Consider the following 23,612-nt stretch of genomic DNA (forward strand, 5'->3'; position numbering starts at 1 on the left):
TGCAATGGTTAAATCCGAGCCTGTTGGGCCGAGATCATCAGTTTTGCCGGGTACCAAGGACGTAACCTTCAGACAGGTGTAACGCAGCAACTTTTGCATCTTGGGAAGATCGATCGGCGAGGATCAAGACGTCGATCTCTTTCGTCCATTCTTGCGTTGCCGCGGCCAGCTTGGCTTGTCGAAGGATCGCCGAAGGCGGCACGCCTTAGACTGAAATGCAGTAACAGCCATCGACGGCTTCGACTGTCTCGAGCCGAAGAAAAATGCGGTGCAACGACGGTTTTATGCCTTTATTCCTGCACCGCAGGTTGCTTGTTTTACCGGCGGTTAACCATGCCGGTTTACAAACGGGTAACTTCTGGAGGAACCCGTGCGTCGGCAAACTATTCTTCTTACCGTTTGCTGTTTCACCATGCTCGCGGGTTGCTCCACGACGCGTCCGCAGGCAGGCAAGTGCGATAACGGGGAAGCTGCGAAGGTCTGTTCGACAACCAGGACCGGTGTGGAGGCTTTGCGCCGTTCGGCGACCAACGACGTCCCGATGCCGCCGAGCGCCATTTCCGATGTCATACGCAACGCGGCCGTGGTCAGGGCGTCCGAAGCGCGCATTGCAGCGGCTGATGCCGATATCGGCAAGGCACGGGCCATGTATATGCCAACGGCCTCTTTCGATGCCTCCGGCACGCTAAGGGCCAGCGATCGCCATCCCGCTTTCGCAAATGATCCGAACAATCCCTATTCCTACGCACTGACCGTTCGCGTTCCGATCTACCAGGGCGGCCGTGCCGAGAGCGCCGTGACCGTCGCCGAGGCCAGCAAGCGTGTCGCGATCGAAAATGCACGGGACGTCAGCCTTTCGACGACCTATGAGCTCGCACTGGCCCTGGTTGATACGGAGCGCTTCCGCGCAACGCTCGCGATCCTCTCCCGCCATGAAAAGCGCCTGCGCGCGCTGCAGCGCGACGTGAAAGGCGAGCGCGAGGCCGGCGGCGCCACGGGTGTCGATGTGAGCGATGTCGAGCGGCAACTGGCAAGCCTTGCAGTCAATCGCCAGCAGACCGCACTGCAACTGGCGCAGAGCGAGGAGACCTTGCTGCGCCTCGACGCCGGCCACGGCCTGAAGATGACCGCAGTCTCGAACCTTTCCGCACGGCTGCCATCCGATGAAAACGCGCTCCTTCAACTGGCGCTCGACCACAACCCGCGCCTCAGCGAGCGCGCGGCGCGGATCGACGTGGCGGAGGCCCGCATCCAGCAGGCCAAGAGCGCCTACAATCCGAACCTGGCACTCGATCTTTCTGCCGGCGGCGACGGCCACGCGAATAGCTATAACCGCCAATACGAAGCAAGCGCGGTCCTGAAGCTTTCCGTTCCACTCTTCACCGGCGGCGCGCGCAGCGCCGAAATCCAGGGAAGCCGCGAAGAGTTGCTCGCCACTACCCTCGACCGCGATGCGGCCCTCAGCGGCGTGCGGGCAGCCTTGCTTACGGCGCGCGCACGCCTGGACCAGGCACGCCAGATGCTGGCGGCTGCACGCCGCGAACAAGGCGCGGCCAATCGGCTGCTCGATGGCATAAGGTCCGAGCGCAAACTCGGCGAACGTTCCGTCTTCGACGAAATCCGCACGATCGGCGACGTCGCCAATGCCGAACTGAACATGAATACGGCGCATGCCAATGTGCTGGCCGCCGAAGTGACCCTCGCCGCCGAAACCGGCATGCTTGCCGATTTCCTCGGCATAGCCCAGCCATCGGGCGCGGAAGAAGTCGCTTCGCTGAAGTGACGCCGGTTACGCCCCTACTGACGGAAAGCGCGCTGGAAGCTCTGGATGAAGGGTTCCGCGATATAATCGGCGAAGGTCCGCTCGTGCGTCACGAGATAGACTTCGCTCGGCATGCCGGGGAGGATCTCGGGAAGCCTGGCGCGCTCGGCCTCATCGACGGACAGGCGGATAGTGTAATAGGCGGGCTGGTCGGCGCGCTCCTGACGGGCGTCCGCGCCGACGAACGTGACCTTCGCATCGACAGGGTCGTAGAGGCGGCGGTTGAAGGCCGACAGTACCGTCTGCGCTTTCTGGCCCGGATAGACATCGTCGATGTCGCCGGGGAAAACCTTCGCCTCGATCAGCAGGGGCTGGTCGTTCGCGACGATCTCGAAGAGCGGCGCGAAGGGTTCTACAGCGCTACCCACCGTGTTGACGTGCAGCTTGTTGACGACGCCGTCGACCGGAGAGCGCACCTCGATGCGCGCCACGGCATCCGCCTTGCCGGAAAGCGCCTCCAACGCCTCGATACGCTCGGAGCGAACCCTCGACAGCTCGTCACCCACCTTCTGCAGGAAGGCGGAACGCTCGGCTGCGATACGGCTCTCCGTCTCGGCGATCTGGTGGCTGAGAGCGGCGATACTCGCCTCCGCCTTGGCGATACCGCCGGTCACGCCGTCCGCCTGCCGTTCCAGTTCCCGCAGGACATTTTCACGCCCGAGCCCCTTGGCCACGCCTTCGCGCCGTAGCGCGATGTCTTTGCCGAGGCTTTTGCGCTGCTCCTCCAGCGCATGAAGCTCACCTTTGATACCTTCCCTCTGCACTGCAAGGCCCTCGCGTTGCGCCGCCAGCACCTGAACGGCATCGCCAAGCTGCCTGCGCCGGGAGTCGAACTCCTGCTCCTGGTCGGTCACGAGCTGCAAGAACAGGGCGGGCGCTACGTCTCCACCGACAGAAGGCAGGTCGCCCGGCGTGACGTCGAAGTCCTCCTCGCCCTGCTGCTCGGCCGAAAGACGCGCCTGCTTGACCGTCAGGCTCGCCACGCGCGCTTTCAGTTCCTCGGCGGATGCCCGGTCTTCCGCACGGGTCAGCGTGGCCAGCACCGCGCCCTTGCGCACCGCTTCGCCTTCGCGGATGGCGAGCGCGGCCAAAACGCCGCCGCGCTCGTGACGAACGACCTGCACACTGCCGTCGGTTATGACGGTGCCCTGCGCGATGATCGCCCCGGAAAGCGGCACGCTGAAGGCCCAGGCGGAAAAGCCGCCAAGAAACAGCACGCACGCGCTCGCGCCCGCAAGCAGCGTCCCGCGAATGGATGTGACCCGGCGAACCGTCTTTACGCTCTCGATACTGGTCATGGCGTTCTCCTCAGGCCGCCGTCGTCGGGACGCCGTTGCCGGCAAGCGGAAGCACCTGCCCGCGCCCCGGGACTGGTTTGGCCTGCATCGGCAGGGGCCGCAGCCGCCCGCCCTCCATCAGGTACACCGAATCGGCGATGGCGAGCAGGCTTGTGCGGTGCGTGGCGACGACTACCGCCCTCCCCTTTGCCCGCTGGTCGGCAAGCGTACAGATCAACGCCTCCTCCCCGGTGCTGTCGAGATGCGCGTTGGGCTCGTCGAGAACAAGCACGGCCGGTTCGGTATGCAGCGCCCGCGCCAGCGCGATGCGCTGCACTTGCCCACCGGAAAGGCGAACGCCGCCGGGGCCGATCGGCGTGTTGTAGCCCTGCGGCAGGGTAGCGATGAAGTCATGCGCCTGCGCCCGCTCGGCCGCCGCGATGATTGAGGCATCCGTCGCCGTTGCATCGAACCGGGCGATGTTCTGCGCCACCGTTCCCTCGAAAAGCATCGTCTGCTGCGCCATGTAGCCGAGCGCGCGGCCGCGCTGGACCGAAGGCCAGTCGGAAAGCTTGAAACGGTCGAGCCGCACTTCACCGGACGACGGCGCCAGCGCGCCGCTGAGAAGACGCAGCAGCGTCGACTTGCCGGACCCGGAGGGACCGATGACAGCCGCAATCTGCCCCGGCTGCACGGAGAAGCTCAAATCGTCGACGAGAACAGGCGCGTCCGCCGAATTGCCAGCCGCATATCGCAACCCCTTTGCCGCCAGATGCCCCGCCGGAACAGGAAGGTCGATCCGCGTCCGCCCGGCCTCCGCGCGTGTCACAAGCGCAAGCGCCTGCCGCACGTCCCGCACGGCACGCCGGGCTTCGGCGATCGCCTTCCACGCGCCGACGACCTGCTCGATGGGCATCAGCGCGCGCGCCGAGACGATGGAGGCCGCGAAGATGAGGCTGGCCGCCATGTCGCCATGGATGACCAGGAAAGCGCCAAGCCCGAGCACGGCCGTCTGCAGTCCTTGCCGCACGAAGCGCGTCAGCCCGTAGAAGCGCGCATTGACGCGGCCGGCGCTTTCGCCGGCATCGGCCGCAGCAAGCGCGTGCTGCGTCCAGCGCGCCGCCATCGCCCGGCCCATGCCCATGGCCCGCACGTCCTCGCGCGCGCCGAGCGCATCCTGGCCGGTGCGGGCGGCAAGGGCCTGTGCCCGCGCCATCGCCTCGCCCGCCCGGCGTGAGCCCCACTCGTTGAGCAGCGTTACTACGACGAGCAGCACCATGCCGGCGGCCGTCGCCCAGCCGAGCAGCGGATGGGCGAGGAACATCAGGCCGAGGAACAGCGGCAGGAACGGCAGGTCGAACAGGTTGATGAAGGCGGAAGAGGCAAGGAACCGCTTCACGGTCTGCGCCTTGGCGGCCACCTGCGGTTCGATGCCGAGCGCGCCGTCGTCATCCGCCGCGATCAGCCTAGGCATGACGGCAAGCTCGTAGCGGGCGGCAAGCTTGCGCGCCAGCGTCTGGCGCACCGTCTCCACGAGACCGAGCACCGCCAGCGCGACCAGCGCGATGAGGCTCAGTGCCGCGAGCGTCTCGAAGCTGCGCGTCGGCAGGATGCGGTCATAGACCTGGGTCATGTAGATGGGCGAAACCAGCATGAGCACATTCGCCACCGCGCTGAAGGCGGCGAGCGCGATGACCGGTCCCTTCAAGGATATCCCGGATGCTTTGCCCGTTTCCTGCATGCTGTCATCCATTGCCGGTCCGTTCCAACGAGAGCAATTCCGGCAAGGGTGCGAGACGGCTGCGCCCGGAATTGCATGAAAACTGGGAGAGAAAGCATTCCCGCTTGGCGGGCGTTAACGCTACAACTTCTCCGGTTTATCCTTAATGCCGCGCCCCCGGTGGGAGGCGCGGCGCAGGTTCAGGCCACGACGTTGAAGTCGGAAGCCTGCAGCAGGTTCACGTTGGAAAGCTCGGCGATCTTGATCGCATCGCTCGCCGACCCGCCATTCGCGTCCCAATAGAGCGAGCCGGCATCCGGCCCGTTCATGTCGTAGAAGAAGTAGCCGCTCGTGCCGCCGGACACGGCCGACAAGGGATCGGCGGTGTTCGTGACGGTGACGCTCCCGCCGGCGGCCAGCCCGCCGCCGAAGCCCGAGGCGGAAATCTCGAAGCTATCCTCGCCCCGGACGAAATCGTCGATCCGGTCCATCCCCTCGGATGCGGCGGTGAAGACGACGGTATCGCTGCCGCCGCCGAGCCGGATACGGTCATTGCCCGCACCGCCGATGACGCGATCCGCCCCGTTGCCGCCGATCAGCAGATCGTCGCCGTCACCGCCGGACAGCACGTCGTCGCCGATGCCGCCATGCAGGGTTTCGGAGGCTGCGGTGCCCGTCAGCGTCTTCGGCGTGGCGGATGCGCCGAAGGCATTGCCGTAGATGACATAGGACGAACCGGCATCCGTCTTGCCGGAAGCGTCGGAACCATAGGCCCCGACGATAAGGTCGTCATAGCCGTCGCCGTTCACATCCCCCGCAGACGAGACGGAATAGCCGCTCAGGTCATTGGCCGCCGCACCGTCGATGCGGAAGCCGGCGCTGCCGAGATTGGCCAGATCGACCGTGCCGAAGCCGGAGGCCTTACCGAACACCACATAGGACGAACCGGCATCCGTCTTGCCGGAGGAGGGATCGGCATAAGGAGCCCCGACGATGAGGTCGTCATAGCCGTCGCCGTTCACATCGCCCGCAGACGAGACGGAAATGCCGCTGTAGTCATCCGCCGCCGCGCCGTCGATGCGGAAGCCGGCGCTGCCGAGATTGGCCAGGTCAACCGTGCCCGTGCGCGATGCTCCGCCGAACACCACATAGGACGAACCGGCCCCCGCCTTGCCAGAAGGATCGGCGCCATAGGTACCGACGATGAGATCATCATAGCCGTCGCCGTTCACATCGCCCGCAGACGAGACGGAAATGCCGCTGTAGTCACCCGCCGCCGCACCGTCGATGCGGAAGCCGGCGTTGCCGGGATTGGCGAGGTCGAGCACGCCCGTTCCGGTGGTGGAGATACCGGACTGGACGCGCACTTCGGCGGCGCCGTTGACGTAGCGGCTGAAGGATGTGCTGCCGATGAAGACCTGGCCGGCACTCGTCCACAGGCCGGAGTCGAACTCGACGACATCGCCGTATTTGCCGCGGACCGTCAGCACCGCCATGCCGCCGCTGCGCTCTTCCGTCAGGTCGAACACCGCCTGCTGGTCGAGCCGCAGCGTCTTGCTGGCGGACGATCCGCTGAAGTCGATCTCCTCGATGCTGCGAAGGGACGAGCCGCGCTGCGCCGTAAGGTCCAGCACCATAGGCCCGCTGTTGAGCAGGAGTGTATCGTACCCCGTGCCCCCGTCCACCTGCTGGAACGTCAGGTCCGCAACGGCGATACGATCGTTCCCGGCCCCCGCCTTGATGACATCAGCCCCGCCATTGCCGAAGAGAATGTCATTCCCGCGCCCCCCATGCAAAACCTCCGCCGCCCCGCCACCATAAAGATAAACCGGCGTCGTCGCCTCACCGAACGCTCCGCCATAGATCACATAGGACGACCCGGCATCCGTCTTGCCGGAAGGATCGGCACCAAAGGCCCCGACGATAAGGTCATCATAGCCGTCGCCGTTCACATCGCCCGCAGACGAGACGGACCGGCCGCTGTAGTCATACGCCGCCGTACCGTCGATGCGGAAGCCGGCGCTGCCGAGATCGGCCAGATCGACCGTGCCCGTGCGCGATGGCCCGCCGAACACCACATAGGACGAACCGGCATCCGTCTTGCCGGAGGAGGGATCGGCAGAATGAGCCCCGACGATGAGGTCGTCATAGCCGTCGCCGTTCACATCGCCCGCAGACGAGACGAAATTGCCACTGTAGTCATTATCTACTGCACCGTCGATGCGGAATCCGGCGCTGCCGAGATCGGCCAGATCGACCGTGCCCGTGCGCGATGCCCCGCCATAGACCACATAGGACGCCCCAGCCAAGTACCTTCCATAAGGGCTGGTTGTATACGCTCCGATAATCACGTCGTCATAGCCATCGCCGTTCACATCGCCAGCTGCCGAGACGGACACGCCGCTTCTGTCCCCGCTGGCGGCACCGTCAACACGGAAGCCCGCGCTACCGAGATTGGCTAGATTGATGTCACTAAAGCCATCACTCTTACCGAACACTATATAGGACGAACCGGCTTCGGACTTATCCGCCAGATTTGCGCGATAGGCACCGACAATGATGTCATCATATCCATCGCCGTTCACATCGCCGGCCGAGGAGACGGAATAGCCGCTGTAGTTACCCCACGCCGCACCATCGATGCGGAAGCCGGTGCTGCCAAGGTTGTCGAGGTTAACGGTTCCGAAGCCGGATGCCTTGCCGAACACCACATAAGATGAACCGGCAGTGCCGTTGCTATATTCAACTCCGACAATGATGTCGTCATAACCATCGCCGTTCACATCGCCAGCTGAAGATACGAATTTGCCACCCTTCGCCGTGCTTTCAATGCGGAAACCATCGGCGTCGGTTAGAGTGGCAAGATTGACCGTGGTGAAACCGGACCCTTTGCCAAAAACAACATACGACGGGGATTTCGTTGTCCGAGATGGATCTGAATAAGTTCCGACGATAATGTCATTATATCCGTCACCATTCACATCCCCAGCCGATGAAACGGAATATCCACTCTGTCCTTCAGTGATCTCGCCTTCGATGCGGAAGCCGGCGCTGCCAAGATCGGCCAGATTGAGCGTGCCGAAGTCGGATGCCGAGCCGAATACGACGTAAGAAGAGCCGGCAGAGGACGTATTCGAAGACTCAGCGTAACGAGCTCCCACGATGACGTCATCATAGCCATCGCCGTTTACATCGCCCGCCGAGGAGACGGAATAGCCGCTGGCATCTCCAGCCGCCGCACCATCGATGCGGAAGCCCAGACTACCAAGATTACCGAGGTCGATCGTCGCAAGGCCATCACTGGTGCCGGTCACCTGCCAGCTCACCGTCGCCGCAGTCGTCGCCCTGCCGTCGGAGATGCCGTAGTTCACCGTCACCGTCGTCGTCTGGCCTTCGGCGAGCGCCTGGAAGGCCGCATGGGACGGATCGAGGACGAAGCTCTTCGCAGCCGCATCGTAGCTGACGCCGTCGGGAAGCGTGGCGGGCAGCACGACGGACAGCGCGTCGCCGTCGATATCGGACGCATTGGCAAGGGCGGAAAGCGCGACCGCCGCCCCATCCTCCACGGCCGCGCCGAGCACCGGCCCGGAGACCACCGGCACATCGTTCTTGCCGCTGATGGTCACGGTCACGCTCTGCGTCGTCGTTGCGCCATGTTCATCGGCAACGGTGACTGCGAAAGTTTCCTGCTGCGTCGTGCCTTCGCCAAGCGCCTGCGCGACGGCATTGTTCAGCGCAAAGGTCCAATTGCCCGTCGCCGGATCGATGGAGAAGTCGCCATAGACTCCCGCCGCATTGCCCGTGAAGGTCAGCGTATCTCCAAGATCGGCATCGCTGGCCTTCACCGTACCTGTAGCGATCAGGGTCGCATCCTCGACCACCGCGCCTTCCTGCACCCCGGATGTGATCATCGGTGCGTCGTTCGTGCCGGTGATCGTCACGATGATCGCCTGGCTCGCGGTACCGTCGAGCGAGGTGACCGTCAGCCTTTCCGTGACGGTCTGGCCTCCTTTCAGCGCCTCAGCACGGGTATCGAGCGCATAAGTCCATGCGCCGGATACCGGATCAAAGGTGAAGCTTCCGTAGGAGCCTTGCAAATCGGAAACTGGCGCGAAGGAAGCCTGTCCGGCATCCGGATCGACAACCGTTAGCTGGCCGGACGCCGTCGTCACGTCACCTCCCTCCGTTAGCGCAGCATCTGCCGCGCCGTGGATCGAGGCTGCATCATTGACGGGACGGACGACCACCATGAAAGACTTGGTCGTCGTTGCGCTGTCTACGGCCTGCCCGGTGGAAAGTGTGGCCGTATCCACCGACACCGCGGTTACGGACAACTCGAACGCGCCGTTATAGTTCACTGGCGGCAGAACCGTGAGGTTCGCGAGATTCCAGCCAAGAACGGAAACCTTTCCATCGGCGTCGATCTGGACGCTGTTCACACCATCGCTCACGATGGCGCCTTCAGGCAGATTGGAAAGGGCGAGCGTCGCCAGGCTTTCCGATCCGTCCAGATCGGCAACGGCGGCCGAAATGCCCGGCAGCCTGATCGCCGTGTCCTCCGCCCCATCAACCTGCTGGACCGGGCCGGTGACACCCAGCCGGATCACGGTCCCCTTGGAGTAGGGCAGCGACTCGAAGTTGATGAAGATGCCGTCCTCTGTCCAACTGATTCGTGAGGCATCCAAGCCGGCCATGTTGCTGGAGAGGATCGAAACGTTGCCAATGGCCGAAAGATCGTTCGAGCCGGTATCGAGAATCCTGAGGCCGTTGAATATCGCATTCGAGAAGAACGCCGTTCCCGTTCCACTGAAATTGTTATCGGCAAAGCTGAAGGTGATTTCCCCGTCCGTGAAATCAACGGTGAAGTAATCCGTGTAGGTCCAGTCGATGCCATCGCCTGCGACGATGGCGCCAGGGTTGGACGGCTGTCCGGGGCCGTAGATGTTGGAGGCGGTGGGAAAAAGATAAGCGACCTGAAGTGTCGCACCTTCAAACACGACCGGCATCAGGCCGAAGTTGAGAACCGGCTGATCAGCATGAGGCTGCACATCGACATGCACGCTCGCCAGGTCGGACAACTGGCTGCCATTGCTCGCGCGGTAGGTGATTTCCGCTTGGCCGGAGAAATTGGCATTTGGCTGAAAGTGGATTTGGTTGCCGACTAGGGTGACGGTACCGTTTGTCGAAGAAACCGATGCCGGATCGATGGAAAGCGGCAGACCGTTCGGGTCGCTGTCGTTTAGCAGCACATCGATAATGATTGGCGTGTCTTCGGTGCCGGTGACGTGGTCAAAAACGACGATCGGCGCATCGTTCGTGCCGGTGACCATCACAGTAATGGTCTGCGTCGCGGTGCCGTCTGATGATTTGACCGTCAGTGTTTCCGTGGCGGTCTGACCGTCGGTCAGCGCCTGGGCGCGGGTGTCGAGCGTGTAGCTCCAGTCGCCCGATGCCGGGTCGAAGGTGAAATTGCCATAGGCGCCAACCAAGGATGACGGAGCCTGGAAGCCAGCTTCTCCCATATCGGCGTCCGACACGGCCAGCGTGCCGCCCGTCGTTACCGCAACGTCTTCAGTGACGGAACCGCTAAAATCGCCGGAGATGCTTGCACCATCGTTCGCCCCCGTGACCGTCACGGTGACGATCTGCGTCGCGGTCGCGCCGTGCTCGTCGGTGACCGTGACGGTGAAGGTCTCCTGCCGTGTCTCGCCCTCGCCGAGCACCTGAGCGGTGGCGTTGTCCAGCGTATAGGACCATTCCCCCGTCACCGCATCGACGACGAAGCTGCCATAAGCGCCCGCCGCATCGCCCGTGAAGGTCAGCGTGTCGCCAAGATCCGCATCGCTGGCCGCGACCGTGCCCGTCGCGATCAGGGCCGCATCCTCGACCACCGCGCCTTCCTGCAAAGCCGACGTGATGACCGGCGCGTCGTTCGTGCCGGTGACCGTCACGATGATCGACTTCGCGGTACCATCAAGCGACCGAACCGTCAGTGTCTCGGTAACGACCTCGCCGCCGGCAAGCGCCTCGGCGCGGCTATCCAGTGTATAGGTCCACGCGCCGGTCGCGGCGTCGAAGGTGAAGCTGCCGAACGAACCGGCAAGAGAGGTCGCAGGACGGAAGCCGGCCTCGCCCGCGTCCGCATCCGAGACGGTCAGCGTGCCGCCCGTCGTCACGTTCGTATTTTCCGTGACAGAGCCCGTGATGGCGCCGAGGATCGTCGCGCTGTCGTTCGTGCCGGTGACGGTAATGGTCGCTGTCGCCGTATCGCTGTCACCGTCAGCATCGACCACCTTGTAGGTAAAGCTGATCGTCGTGCTTTGCCCCGCGCGCAGCCAATCGAACGCATTGCCCGCCGAATAGGAAAAGCTGCCGTCGGCATTGAAGGTAAGCGAACCGGCGGACGGGCCACTGACCAGCGAGACCGACTTCACCAGGTCGGCCACGCTGTCATTCGCAAGAACCTGGCCGCTCACCGAGCCGTTTTCAAGGACAGTGTAGCTGTCGTTTACGGCCTTGACCGCCTGGTCACGCGGATCGAGTTCGACCCCGTCGACGAATACCTTCAGATTCTCGATGCTCTCGACCGTGAGGTTGAAAGCCTTGAACTGGAACTTATTCGGAAGGCAGAACCAGAAGGACGGCTGCTGGACAGCGTTGACGAGAAAGCGCGCGATATCGCTCTGCACCGCGCCCGTCATCCACTCGGCGCGCGTCAATTGCAGGACGAGCGTATCGTTGCCGCTGTCACCGTCGTAGAAGTCCGAAGCGCCGGCGTTCTCGCTGACGCGATGGACGAAGACGTCCCGACCGGAAGAACCGTACGCGCGATCGCTGCCGGCTCCCCCATCAAAATAGTCATTGCCGGAACCGCCGTAGAGCGTGTCGTTTCCAGCGCCGCCGATCAGTTCGTCATCGCCGGAACCGCCATCCAGCATATCGTTCCCGGCGCCGCCTTCGAGACGATCGTTACCGCTGTCGCCATAGAGCCTGTCATCACCGCCGAGGCCTTTGAGAACGTCGTCGCCACGCCCGCCGATCAAAATATCGTTGCGGTTGTCGCGGCCGGTCAGAACGTCGCCGTGGCGCGTGCCGATGGCGACGCTGTTCAGGAGGTTGTGCAACAACCACTCGAGCGAACTCAGAAAATTGACCGACATGCAACATCCCCCCATCGACGCAACGGCCCTCAGCGCGGGTGAAGCCTGACGGACCTGGAAACACATGGGGCAGAAGTTAACATTTTACTACTTTATCGCGCATCACCCAAATTGGGTAGACGGCACGCAAAGTCCGGGATTGGAAAACTAATCTAACTTATTATCCTTAACGCTTGGAGAGAAAGTAAATTCATCCAAAGAATATCCGCGCTCACGTTAGATGTATAAATTTGAGACAGAAAATGAATTCTCGATTTCACACACATGAATCACAATGAAACATGCCTACCTTGTCATGCGATGCCCATAAAAGGCGGAGACTTGATTGTGTAATCAGCAGGAATAGACGCGCAAGAAATGCAATGTACAGGATTGCCTCATGGAAGGAGGCAATTGAACCGAACAACGCCGTCGGCTTCTCCCGGCCTGGTAAATTTCAGACAAGCCTCACCCGGATAATGTGCGCCATGCCTAAAAGGGGCCATGACCGTGACCGATCTCTCCGCCATCATCGACCAAATCTACGAAGCGGCATTCCTGCCTGACACCTGGTATCCCATTCTCGACCATATGGCAGCGGCGGCTGGCGCGCAGGGCACGTCTCTCGTCAGCACGATGGCACCCAGCACAAAATGGCTCGCCTCGCCGTCGCTGGAAGACATGAAGATCAAGATGATCGATGAAGGCTGGTATCGCTACAACACGCGGACGGACAAGCTGCTCTCCATCGAGCATCACGGCTTCGTCAATGAAGCCGACTTCTTTACCGAACACGATTACAACACCATGCCGATCTTCACAGGCATGATGCAGCCGCTCGGCTACGGTTTCGGCACCTCGACCTTCATCAGCACACCGAGCGGTGAAAAGATCATCGTTGCGGTGGAAAAGAAGAAGGCCACCGGACCGGTGGAGCGATCCGCAATCGCCTATCTCGATCAGTTACGGCCTCATTTGGCGCGTGCCGCCATGATGTCGAGCCGGCTGGAATTCGAGCGCATCAATGCGGCAGTTGAAGCCTTGCAGATGGCGAACCTACCCTGTGCGGTGCTGCGTCATGACGGCAAGGTCGTTGCCGGCAACCGGTTGCTGGAAGAATTCGCACCGCAATTGACCATAGCGGCCCGCAATCTCGTCCGCTTTGAATGTGCGCCTGCCAACGCACTGCTGACGGAAACACTTGAGAACGCGCGCAACGGCGGCGGCATCGCCAGCCGATCGTTTCCCCTGCCGCGTACCGGGGACGCACCGCCCGCCATCGTTCATCTGATGCCGGTTCGCGGCAGCGCGCGCGATATTTTTCTGAGCGCGGCCCTTTTTCTGATTGTGACCCCTGTGGATCGCTCGCGGGTACCGACGGCCGAAACGATCCAGGGACTATTCGATCTCACGCCGGCCGAAGCCCGCGTTGCGCGCTCCCTCGCTGCCGGACGCGACGTCACTGCGACGGCAGGGCAACTTGCGGTCAGCGCAGAAACCGTCCGAAGCCACGTCAAATCCATCCTGTCGAAATCCGGTATGCAGCGACAGACGGATTTCGTCGCCGCTGTCGCCAGCGTCCGTTCACTCGAATAGAAATCTTGCTGGCGATCCCGGAACGCTACCCACATCGACTTCATCTCCCGTCGCACACAGGACAACGTGCAAGCAGCGGATTCTACGGCAAAGTCCCCGCTCGCCATGGCGTGACCTGCCCTCGCGTTATGGGCCACACACCACGGTCTACAACCGCTATAACCGGTGGTCGAAGGCGGGGGCTGACTGGGGGTGTTCGAGGCGCTGTCGGCGACATCGCCTCAGTCCATGCACCTGATCGATAGTTCCATCATCCGCGCCCATCAGCATGCCGCTGGCCCGCGCCCCGCCTGGCTGACCGGCGAAGACGAGGTGGGCTATGAGGCCACCGGCTGCGACGAGCCCCTCAATGTCGGTTCCGCCGCGTCGATGAGGAAGGAGGGCGAGGCGAAGCGCTCCAGCGTCGCGCGGTCGCAAAGCTCGATGCGATTGCCGTCCGACACCACGCCATAGTCGGCGAGCACCGCAAAGCCGCGCGACAGGTTCTCCGGCGTCATGCCGAGATAGGAGGCGAGCACCCTCTTTTCGAAAAGAAGCTTAATCGCGCCGGAACCGCCCTGGTTGTCGTCCTCGCGCAAAAGCCAGTTGGCGAGCCTCTGCGTGCCGTGCCTGAGCTTCTGCCTCTTCAGTTCCTTGACCGTGCGACGATATGCGCGGGCCAGCTCGAATACGACGGAACGCATGAAATCGGAATCCTCGACCATGAGATCGCGGATCAGCGAGGCCGGGATCATCAGGATCCTCGCAGGCGTCAGCGTCCTGGCGGATTGAAGACTGACGTCGTTGTTGAGGACGGCCGCCAGGATGAACAGGCTTGTCGGACCGAGAATTTCAATCACCGTCTCGTTTTTCATGGAGGAGGCAGACATCTCCACCAATCCTTCAAGGGTGATATAAAGGAAATCAGCCGGACTGTTTTCTTCGAGCAACACGGTCCCTGCGGGAAAAGACTGCAGGAAGCTCGGAACGATAATCTTCTCGAAGGTGCTTTGCTTGACGCCCTCGAGGATATTCAGATGCTTGAGTTTTTCGACATCATCGGATCGCATCGGTGCAGCCTTGCCTCATAGTTGATAGCATCAGTCAACAAAACAAAAAATATCAATCGAAGAGCATAAATAAGAAGACCACAGTATATATAAAAATCATCCAAGCGCCAAAAAGAGTTGTCCTTGTCTTAAAATGTATACCTCTGAAGAGGATTGACCCAGATCAACAACAAACCCCGGCACATATCTCCTAATCGCCAGGAGAATTCGGTCAAATTCGAACCGGGGTAGGACTATGACTAGCGCGACAACCGCCAGTCCCCAGGGTCAGAAGACAGCCTTGGCGATGAGTACCATCGCCTTCACCGCCTGTTTCGCCGTGTGGACGATCTTTGCAATCATCGGCATCCAGATCCGCCAGGATCTGGGTCTTTCCGAAACACAGTTCGGCCTTCTGGTCGGCACGCCCATCCTGACCGGTTCGCTGATCCGCGTGGTGCTGGGCATCTGGGCAGACCGCTACGGCGGCCGTGTGGTCTTCGTCTGCACGATGCTCGCCGCCGCCGTGGCGACGTTCCTGCTCACTTACGCCACGACCTATCCGCAGATGCTGCTCGCCGCGCTCGGCGTCGGCATCTCGGGCGGCTCCTTCGCCGTCGGCGTCGCCTATGTGTCGCGCTGGTATCCGGCCGAAAAGCAGGGCACCGCGCTCGGCATCTTCGGCGCGGGCAATGTCGGCGCGGCGGTTACGAAGTTCTTCGCCCCCCTCGTGCTCGTCGCCTTCGGCTGGCACACCGTCGCCGAAATCTGGGCCGCCGCCCTCGTCGTCATGGCGGTCGTCTTCTGGTTCACCACCAGGGACGATCCGGTTCTCACCGAGCGCCGCCGCTCCGGCGAGCAGCCCAAGAGCACCTGGATGGAGCTGGAGCCCCTGAAGAATATCCAGGTCTGGCGCTTCTCGCTCTACTATTTCTTCGTCTTCGGCGCCTTCGTCGCCCTGGCGCTGTGGCTGCCGCAGTATCTCATCAAGGTCTACGGCGTCGACATCCGCCTCGCCGGCATTATCGCCGCCTGCTTCTCGGTTCCCGCGAGCCTCTTCCGCGCCTATGGCGGCCACCTCTCGGACGTCTACGGCGCCCGGCGCGTCATGTACTGGACCTTCCTCGTGTCGGTCGCCGCAACCTTCGTCCTTTCCTATCCGCCGACCGACTATGTCGTGCGCGGCGTCAATGGCCCGATCGCCTTCCATGCCGAGCTCGGCGTCGTCGGCTTCACCGTCACCATCTTCATCCTCGGCTTCTTCATGGCGCTCGGCAAGGCCGCCGTCTTCAAGCACATCCCGGTCTACTATCCGAAGAACGTCGGTTCCGTCGGCGGCCTCGTCGGCATGATCGGCGGCCTCGGCGGCTTCATCCTGCCGATCGTCTTCGGCCTGCTTCTCGATCTGACCGGCCTATGGACGAGCTGCTTCATGCTGCTTTTCCTGATCGCCGCCGGCTCGCTCGCCTGGATGCACCTCGCCGTCCGCCAGATGGAGCGGGAGGCCTCGCAGGAGAGCATCAAGGCGCTGCCGCCCTTCCCGGAAATGCAGGGCATGGCGACGCCCGTTCGCAAGCCTGTCAAGGAAAGCGCGGCCGTACTCACCGACTGGCGCCCGGAAGACAGGACCTTCTGGCAGGAGAAAGGCCGCAAGATCGCCAGCCGCAATCTCTGGCTGTCGATCCCGGCCCTGCTTCTGTCCTTCGCGATCTGGCAGGTCTGGTCGGTCGTCGTCGCCAAGCTGCCGCTCGTCGGCTTCACCTTCACCACCGACCAGCTCTTCTGGCTGGCGGCGCTGCCGGGCCTGTCGGGCGCGACGCTGCGCATCTTCTATTCCTTCATGGTTCCGATCCTCGGCGGACGGCTGTGGACGACGCTGACCACCTGGTCGCTGATCATCCCGGCGCTCGGCATCGGCTATGCGGTGCAGAACCCCGACACGCCCTATATCGTCCTCCTGATCCTCGCACTGCTGTGCGGCTTCGGCGGCGGCAACTTCGCCTCCTCGATGGCCAACATCTCCTTCTTCTACCCGAAGTCGGAAAAGGGCAACGCGCTCGCTCTCAATGCCGGCCTCGGCAATCTCGGCGTCTCCGTCGTGCAGTTCGTCGTGCCGCTCGTCATCACCACCGGCATCTTCGGCGGCCTCGGCGGCGATCCGGCGATGGTCCCCGCGACCGCGGCCACCGGCGAGACGCCGTTGTGGTTGCAGAATGCAGGCTTCTTCTTCATTCCCTTCATTATTATCGCCGCCTTCGCCAACTGGTTCGGCATGAACGACATCGCCTCTGCCAAGGCCTCCTTCACCGAGCAGGCGGTCATCTTCCAGCGCAAGCACAACTGGATCATGTGCTGGCTCTACACCGGCACCTTCGGTTCCTTCATCGGCTATTCCGCAGGCTTCCCGCTTCTGTCGAAGACGCTGTTTCCCGACGTCAACGCCTTGCAGTTCGCCTTCCTCGGCCCGCTGGTCGGCGCGCTGTCGCGCTCGGCCACCGGCTGGCTCGCCGACAAGTACGGCGGCGCCCGCGTCACGTTCTGGGTCTTCGTGCTGATGATGGCGGGGGTTTGCGGCGTGCTCTACTTCATCGGCATCAAGGACCAGCCGCATGCCTTCTGGGGCTTCTTCGCTTCGTTCCTGGTGCTGTTCTTCGCCGCCGGCGTCGGCAATGCCTCCACCTTCCAGATGATCCCGGCAATCATGGGCAAGGAAATGGGCCGGCTGATGCCACAGGCGACGCCGGAAGCCCGCCGGCTGCAGGCCGAGAAGGAATCGGCCGCCATCACCGGCTTCACCTCGGCGATCGCCGCCTTCGGCGCCTTCTTCATCCCGAAGGGCTACGGCTCCTCGATCACGCTGACCGGCGGGCCGGAGGCGGCTCTCTGGGCCTTCCTGATCTTCTACGTCACCTGCGTGCTGATCACCTGGGCCGTCTACGCCCGCAAGGGCGGACTGCTCCACGACATCGAGCGCGGCCGGGCTCGCCCGGCCTCCGCGAACGCCTGAACCTGGAGGATAGACCATGAGCCACCTACTCGATCGCCTGAACTTCCTCGCGCGCAAGAACACCGGCACGTTCTCCGACGGTCACGGCGTCACGACGACGGAAAGCCGCGACTGGGAGGACGCCTACCGCAAGCGCTGGCAGCACGACAAGATCGTGCGCTCCACCCACGGCGCCAACTGCACGGGCTCCTGCTCGTGGAAGATCTATGTCAAGGGCGGGATCGTCACCTGGGAGACCCAGCAGACCGACTATCCGCGCACGCGGCCGGACCTGCCCAATCACGAGCCGCGCGGCTGTTCGCGCGGCGCGAGCTATAGCTGGTACATGTATTCGGCCAACCGCGTGAAATATCCTCTGGTCCGCTCGCGCCTCCTCAAGCTGTGGCGCAGGGAGCGGACCGTCAAGACGCCGATCGGCGCGTGGGCGGCAATCCAGGAGAGCCCCGAGAAGCGGGCGGAATATGTCAGGATGCGCGGTCTCGGCGGCTTCGTGCGCGCCACCTGGGACGAGGTCAACGAGATCATCGCGGCGGCCAACGCCTATACGGTGAAGACCTGGGGGCCGGACCGCGTCATCGGTTTCTCGCCGATCCCGGCCATGTCGATGGTTTCCTACGCCGCGGGCTCGCGCTACCTGTCGCTGCTCGGCGGCGTCTGCATGTCGTTCTACGACTGGTACTGCGACCTGCCGCCCGCCTCGCCGATGACCTGGGGCGAGCAGACCGACGTGCCGGAATCGGCCGACTGGTACAATTCCGGCTTCCTCATCCTCTGGGGCTCGAACGTGCCGCAGACTCGCACCCCCGACGCGCATTTCTACACCGAGGTGCGCTACAAAGGGGCCAAGTCCGTCGTCGTCTCGCCGGACTATTCGGAAGCCGCCAAATTCTCCGACCTCTGGCTGCATCCCAAGCAAGGGACGGACGCGGCTCTCGCCATGGCGCTCGGCCACGTCATCCTGCGCGAGTTCCACATCGACCGCCAGGCCGAGTATTTCGAGGACTACTGCCGCCGCTACACCGACATGCCGATGCTGGTGAAGCTTGCCCGAAAGGACGGCTATCTCGTCCCCGATCGCTTCGTGCGCGCCTCCGACTTCGTCGGCGGCCTCGACGAGGCGAACAACCCGGAATGGAAGACCGTGGCGGTCGACGCCGAGACCGGCCAGTTCATCTCGCCGAACGGCTCCATCGGCTATCGCTGGGGCGAACAGGGCAAGTGGAACCTCGAGGCCAAGGACGGCAAGGGCAACGAGGTCGAGCTTGCCATGAGCTTCATCCTCGAGGGCGAGCACGACGCGATCGCCGATGTCGGCTTCCCCTATTTCGGCAACCGCGAGCACGACTACTTCGAGGGCACCGAGCATGACAGCGTGCTGGTGCGCAAGGTGCCGGCCCGCAAGATCAGGCTTGCCGACGGCGAGACCCTGGTGGCGACCGTCTTCGATCTCTTCGTCGCCAACTACGGCGTCGACCGCGGCCTCGGCGATCCGAACTCGGCGAAATCCTACGAGGAGAACCTTCCCTATACGCCCGCCTGGGCCGAGCGCATCACCGGCGTCCCGCGCGCCCAGATCGTCGCGGTCGCCCGTGAATTCGCCAGCAATGCCGAAAAGACCGGAGGCCGCTCGATGGTCATCCTCGGCGCCGGCCTGAACCACTGGTACCACATGGACATGAACTACCGCGGCATCATCAACATGCTGGTGATGTGCGGCTGCATCGGCCAGTCGGGCGGCGGCTGGAGCCATTATGTCGGCCAGGAAAAGCTCCGGCCGCAGACCGGCTGGACGGCGCTTGCCTTCGCGCTCGACTGGAGCCGCCCTCCCCGCCACATGAACTCGACCTCGTTCTTCTACGCCCATACCGACCAGTGGCGCTACGAGACGCTGAAGGTCGAGGAGATCCTGTCGCCGACGGCGCCGGACGGCCCGTGGGACGCGGCGCTGATCGACTACAACATCCGCGCCGAGCGCATGGGCTGGCTGCCCTCCGCCCCGCAGCTCAAGGCCAATCCGCTCTCGGTCTCGAAGGACGCCGCGGCCTCCGGCAAGGCGGCGAAGGACTACGTTGCCGAGCAGCTGAAGGCCGGCACGCTGTCGATGTCCTGCGAGGATCCCGACGATCCGTCGAACTGGCCGCGCAACCTCTTCGTCTGGCGCTCGAACCTGCTCGGCTCGTCGGGCAAGGGCCATGAATACTTCCTGAAGCACCTGCTCGGCACCAAGCACGGCGTGCTCGGCAAGGACCTCGGCGAGGAGGGCCGGCAGGCGGCGAAGGAAGCGGTCTGGCACGACGAGGCGCCGGAGGGAAAGCTCGACCTCCTCGTCACCCTCGACTTCCGCATGTCGACGACCTGCGTCTATTCCGACATCGTGCTGCCGACGGCGACCTGGTACGAGAAGAACGACCTCAACACCTCCGACATGCATCCCTTCATCCATCCGCTGTCGAGCGCCGCCGACCCGGCCTGGGACGCACGGAGCGACTGGGAGATCTTCAAGGGTATCGCCCGCAAGTTCTCCGAGATCGCCCCGGAGGTTCTCGGCGTCGAGAAGGATGTCGTGCTCGTGCCGACGCTGCACGACACGGCCGGCGAGCTTGCCCAGCCGTTCGAAGTCAAGGACTGGAAGAAGGGCGAGATCGACCCGATCCCCGGCAAAACCATGCCGACGGTCGCCGTCATCGAGCGCGACTATCCGAACCTTTACAAGAAGTTCACCTCCGTCGGCACCCTGCTCGACACGCTCGGCAACGGCGGCAAGGGCATTTCCTGGAATACCGGGCACGAGGTCGACCTGCTCGCCCGGCTGAACGGCGTGGTGGAGGAGGAAGGCGTCGCCAAGGGCCGTCCGAAGATCGAAAGCGACATCGACGCGACCGAGGTCATCCTGTCGCTCGCGCCGGAGACCAACGGCGAGGTCGCGGTAAAGGCCTGGGAGGCGCTGTCGAAATATACCGGCCGCGACCACACCCATCTCGCCATCCCCAAGGAGGACGAGAAGATCCGCTTCCGCGACGTGGTCGCCCAGCCGCGCAAGATCATCTCCTCGCCGACCTGGTCGGGCCTGGAATCGGAGAAGGTCTGCTACAATGCCGGCTATACCAACGTCCACGAGCTGATCCCGTGGCGCACCCTCACCGGCCGCCAGCAGCTCTACCAGGATCACCTGTGGATGCGCGCCTTCGGCGAGGGCTTCTGCGTCTACCGGCCGCCGATCGACACCAAGACCGTCAACCCGGCGATCAGGGCGAGGAGCGACGGCAAGCCGCATCTGGTGCTGAACTTCATCACGCCGCACCAGAAATGGGGCATCCATTCGACCTACAGCGACAACCTGATGATGCTGACGCTCAACCGCGGCGGCCCGGTCGTGTGGATTTCCGAGCCGGACGCCAAACGCGCGGGCATTGCCGACAACGACTGGGTCGAGGTCTACAACGCCAATGGCGCCATCGTCGCCCGCGCCGTCGTCTCGCAGCGCATGAAGGACGGCACGATCTACATGTACCACGCCCAGGAGAAGATCGTGAACACGCCCGGCTCGCCGACCACCGGCCAGCGCGGCGGCATCCACAATTCCGTGACCCGCATCATCACGAAGCCGACGCACATGATCGGCGGCTACGCCCAGCAGGCCTACGGCTTCAACTACTACGGCACGGTCGGCTCCAACCGCGACGAGTTCGTCGTGGTGCGCAAGCTCGATACGGTGGACTGGCTGGAGGGCCCGCCCGCCGAAGGCGTCACTCACAACAAGGAGGCGGCAGAATGAAAATCCGCGCGCAAATCGGCATGGTCCTCAATCTCGACAAGTGCATCGGGTGCCATACCTGCTCCGTCACCTGCAAGAACGTCTGGACCAATCGCGAAGGCGTCGAATACGCCTGGTTCAACAATGTCGAGACCAAGCCCGGCGTCGGCTTTCCCAAGGATTGGGAAAACCAGAAGAAATGGAACGGCGGCTGGGTCCGCAAGCCGAACGGCAAGATCGAGCCGAAGATGGGTGCGAAATGGCGCATCCTTGCCAAGATCTTCGCCAATCCGGACCTGCCGGAGATCGACGACTACTACGAGCCCTTCGATTTCGACTACGGCCACCTGCAGACGGCCGGCGAAAGCCGCGCCACGCCGACCGCCCGTCCACGCTCGATGATCACCGGCGAGCGGATGGAGAAGATCGAATGGGGGCCGAACTGGGAGGAGATCCTCGGCGGGGAATTCGAGAAGCGCTCGAAGGACCATAATTTCGAGGGGGTGCAGAAGGAGATCTACGGCCAGTTCGAGAACACCTTCATGATGTACCTGCCGAGGCTGTGCGAGCACTGTCTCAACCCGACCTGCGCGGCGGCCTGTCCTTCGGGGGCGATCTACAAGCGCGAGGACGACGGCATCGTGCTGATCGACCAGGAAAAATGCCGCGGCTGGCGCATGTGCGTCTCCGGCTGCCCCTACAAGAAGATCTACTACAACTGGAACTCGGGCAAATCGGAAAAGTGCATCTTCTGCTATCCGCGCATCGAGGCCGGCCATCCGACCGTCTGCTCGGAGACCTGCGTCGGCCGCATCCGCTATCTCGGCGTCATCCTCTACGATGCCGACCGAATCTCGCAGGCCGCCTCCACGGCGAACGAACAGGACCTCTACGAGGAGCAGCTGAAGATCTTCCTCGACCCGAACGACCCGGCGGTGATCGCCCAGGCCCGCAAGGACGGCGTTCCTGACACGTGGCTGGAGGCCGCCAAACGCTCGCCGGTCTACAGGATGGCGATGGACTGGAAGATCGCCTTCCCGCTCCACCCGGAATACCGCACGCTGCCGATGGTCTGGTACATTCCGCCGCTCTCGCCGCTGCAGTCGGCGGCCCAGGCCGGCAAGCTCGGCATGGACGGGCCGCTGCCGGACGTCCGCTCGCTACGCATTCCGGTGCGCTATCTCGCCAATCTCCTCACCGCCGGCAAGGAGGCCCCTGTCGTTTCCGCACTCGAACGCATGCTCGCCATGCGCGCCTATATGCGCGCCAAGACGATCGACGGCGTGATCGACCCGTCGATCGCCGCCAAGGTCGGCATGAGCGGCCAGATGATCGAGGAGATGTACCACATCATGGCAATCGCCAACTACGAAGACCGGTTCGTCATTCCGACGACGCACCGCGAGGTGAGCGAGGATGCCTACGACGTGCGCGGCTCCTGCGGCTTCTCCTTCGGCAACGGCTGCTCCGGCGGCACGTCGGAGGGCGACCTGTTCGGCGCCAAGCGCCGCAAGGTCGTCAACACCCCGACCGACATCTTCAAGGAGCTCGTCTGATGCACACCGCCCTCAAGATCCTGTCGCTCCTGCTCAGCTATCCGGGCGAGGAACTCATCAACGGCGCCGGCGAGCTGAAGGCGGCGCTTCAGGCGGACGACACGGTCGGCGCGGACGTCGGGCGGCATCTCGTCCGCCTGATCGACGATCTCGCCGGCCAGGACCTCTACGAGGCTCAGGAGCGCTACGTCCATCTGTTCGACCGCAGCCGCTCGCTGTCGCTGCACCTGTTCGAGCACGTGCACGGCGAAAGCCGCGACCGCGGCCAGGCCATGGTCGACCTGATGGAGATGTATGAGGAAAACGGCTTCGTCATCGACAGCAAGGAGCTGCCGGACTACCTGCCGCTCTTCCTCGAATTCCTCTCGACGCGCAGCGCCGAGGAGATCGACGACCTCCTGTCCCAGACCGGGCACATCACGGCGGCGATCGGCGAGCGGCTGAGGAAGCGCGAGTCGGTCTATGCCTTCGCCTTCGCCGCGTTGCGGCTCCTGTCGAAGGCAAAGCCGGACGAAAAGCGCGTGAACGCGCTTCTGGAAGGCGCCGAGGACAATCCCGACGACCTTGCCGCGCTCGACCGCATCTGGTGGGACGAGGCCGTCACCTTCGGCGGCAATGCCGGCGAGAACGCCTGCGGCCCGGACAGGCTGCGCACGCAGATGAGGGCGGCGGCGCGCAAGCCGAACGAGCCCGCAAACACCATACCGGTCTAG

The 23,612-nt window shown here is 63.3% G+C and carries 10 protein-coding genes and 1 pseudogene; 7 read left to right on the top strand and 4 right to left on the bottom strand.

The features are described 5' to 3' along the window. Positions 1-541: 541 nt before the first annotated feature. A complete protein-coding gene (locus HNQ66_RS08775) occupies positions 542-1,783 on the top strand; it encodes a TolC family protein (RefSeq protein ID WP_184143155.1) in 1,242 nt (413 codons plus the stop codon). A gap of 14 nt (positions 1,784-1,797) precedes the next feature. Here HNQ66_RS08775 and HNQ66_RS08780 read toward each other — a convergent pair whose 3' ends face one another. The 3 genes from HNQ66_RS08780 to HNQ66_RS08790 form a co-directional block, all read right to left on the bottom strand. Next, positions 1,798-3,120: an HlyD family type I secretion periplasmic adaptor subunit gene (locus HNQ66_RS08780; protein ID WP_184143157.1), complete on the bottom strand. Its 1,323-nt coding sequence runs from the start codon at positions 3,118-3,120 to the stop codon at positions 1,798-1,800. A gap of 10 nt (positions 3,121-3,130) precedes the next feature. Further along, positions 3,131-4,807 (bottom strand): type I secretion system permease/ATPase, encoded by a 1,677-nt coding sequence (locus HNQ66_RS08785; protein WP_184143159.1) that lies wholly within the window; start codon positions 4,805-4,807, stop codon positions 3,131-3,133. A gap of 212 nt (positions 4,808-5,019) precedes the next feature. After that, positions 5,020-11,979, bottom strand: coding sequence for a VCBS domain-containing protein (locus HNQ66_RS08790; protein ID WP_184143161.1), 6,960 nt, complete (start codon positions 11,977-11,979; stop codon positions 5,020-5,022). A 483-nt stretch (positions 11,980-12,462) separates the two neighbouring features. Between HNQ66_RS08790 and HNQ66_RS08795 the strand changes: the two genes are divergently transcribed. Beyond that, positions 12,463-13,554 carry a helix-turn-helix transcriptional regulator gene (locus HNQ66_RS08795; protein WP_184143163.1) on the top strand — a complete coding sequence of 364 codons (1,092 nt, stop codon included), beginning with the start codon at positions 12,463-12,465 and terminating at the stop codon, positions 13,552-13,554. Continuing rightward, a pseudogene (locus HNQ66_RS23820) lies at positions 13,439-13,735 on the top strand (transposase); the annotation flags it as partial. The gene HNQ66_RS08795 and the pseudogene HNQ66_RS23820, both read left to right, overlap by 116 nt. Positions 13,736-13,871: 136 nt before the next feature. Here HNQ66_RS23820 and HNQ66_RS08805 read toward each other — a convergent pair. Beyond that, positions 13,872-14,603: a helix-turn-helix domain-containing protein gene (locus HNQ66_RS08805; protein WP_184143167.1), complete on the bottom strand. Its 732-nt coding sequence runs from the start codon at positions 14,601-14,603 to the stop codon at positions 13,872-13,874. Positions 14,604-14,838: 235 nt separating this feature from the next. Here HNQ66_RS08805 and HNQ66_RS08810 point away from each other — a divergent pair, with 235 nt between their 5' ends. Genes HNQ66_RS08810 through narJ form a run of 4 tightly spaced genes read left to right on the top strand, consistent with a single transcriptional unit; the run spans position 14,839 to position 23,612 of the window. Beyond that, on the top strand, positions 14,839-17,589 hold the full coding sequence (locus HNQ66_RS08810) for a nitrate/nitrite transporter (protein WP_184143169.1): 2,751 nt from the start codon (positions 14,839-14,841) through the stop codon (positions 17,587-17,589). 16 nt (positions 17,590-17,605) lie between these two features. After that, positions 17,606-21,364, top strand: a complete 3,759-nt coding sequence (locus HNQ66_RS08815; protein ID WP_184143172.1) for a nitrate reductase subunit alpha — start codon at positions 17,606-17,608, stop codon at positions 21,362-21,364. Beyond that, positions 21,361-22,899: a nitrate reductase subunit beta gene (narH, locus tag HNQ66_RS08820; RefSeq protein WP_184143174.1), complete on the top strand. Its 1,539-nt coding sequence runs from the start codon at positions 21,361-21,363 to the stop codon at positions 22,897-22,899. Before HNQ66_RS08815 ends, narH begins: the two co-directional genes overlap by 4 nt. After that, positions 22,899-23,612, top strand: coding sequence for a nitrate reductase molybdenum cofactor assembly chaperone (narJ, locus tag HNQ66_RS08825; RefSeq protein ID WP_184143176.1), 714 nt, complete (start codon positions 22,899-22,901; stop codon positions 23,610-23,612). Before narH ends, narJ begins: the two co-directional genes overlap by 1 nt.

The organism is Shinella fusca (assembly GCF_014203155.1).
Taxonomy (GTDB): domain Bacteria; phylum Pseudomonadota; class Alphaproteobacteria; order Rhizobiales; family Rhizobiaceae; genus Shinella; species Shinella fusca.

Bases quoted from the DNA above. Each gene is read 5' to 3' on its own strand.
- narH (WP_184143174.1), top strand. From the start codon at position 21,361: ATGAAAATCCGCGCGCAAATCGGCATGGTCCTCAATCTCGACAAGTGC.
- HNQ66_RS08815 (WP_184143172.1), top strand. From the start codon at position 17,606: ATGAGCCACCTACTCGATCGCCTGAACTTCCTCGCGCGCAAGAACACC.
- HNQ66_RS08810 (WP_184143169.1), top strand. From the start codon at position 14,839: ATGACTAGCGCGACAACCGCCAGTCCCCAGGGTCAGAAGACAGCCTTG.
- HNQ66_RS08780 (WP_184143157.1), bottom strand. From the start codon at position 3,120: ATGACCAGTATCGAGAGCGTAAAGACGGTTCGCCGGGTCACATCCATT.
- HNQ66_RS08795 (WP_184143163.1), top strand. From the start codon at position 12,463: ATGACCGTGACCGATCTCTCCGCCATCATCGACCAAATCTACGAAGCG.
- HNQ66_RS08805 (WP_184143167.1), bottom strand. From the start codon at position 14,603: ATGCGATCCGATGATGTCGAAAAACTCAAGCATCTGAATATCCTCGAG.
- HNQ66_RS08775 (WP_184143155.1), top strand. From the start codon at position 542: ATGCCGCCGAGCGCCATTTCCGATGTCATACGCAACGCGGCCGTGGTC.
- narJ (WP_184143176.1), top strand. From the start codon at position 22,899: ATGCACACCGCCCTCAAGATCCTGTCGCTCCTGCTCAGCTATCCGGGC.
- HNQ66_RS08790 (WP_184143161.1), bottom strand. From the start codon at position 11,979: ATGTCGGTCAATTTTCTGAGTTCGCTCGAGTGGTTGTTGCACAACCTC.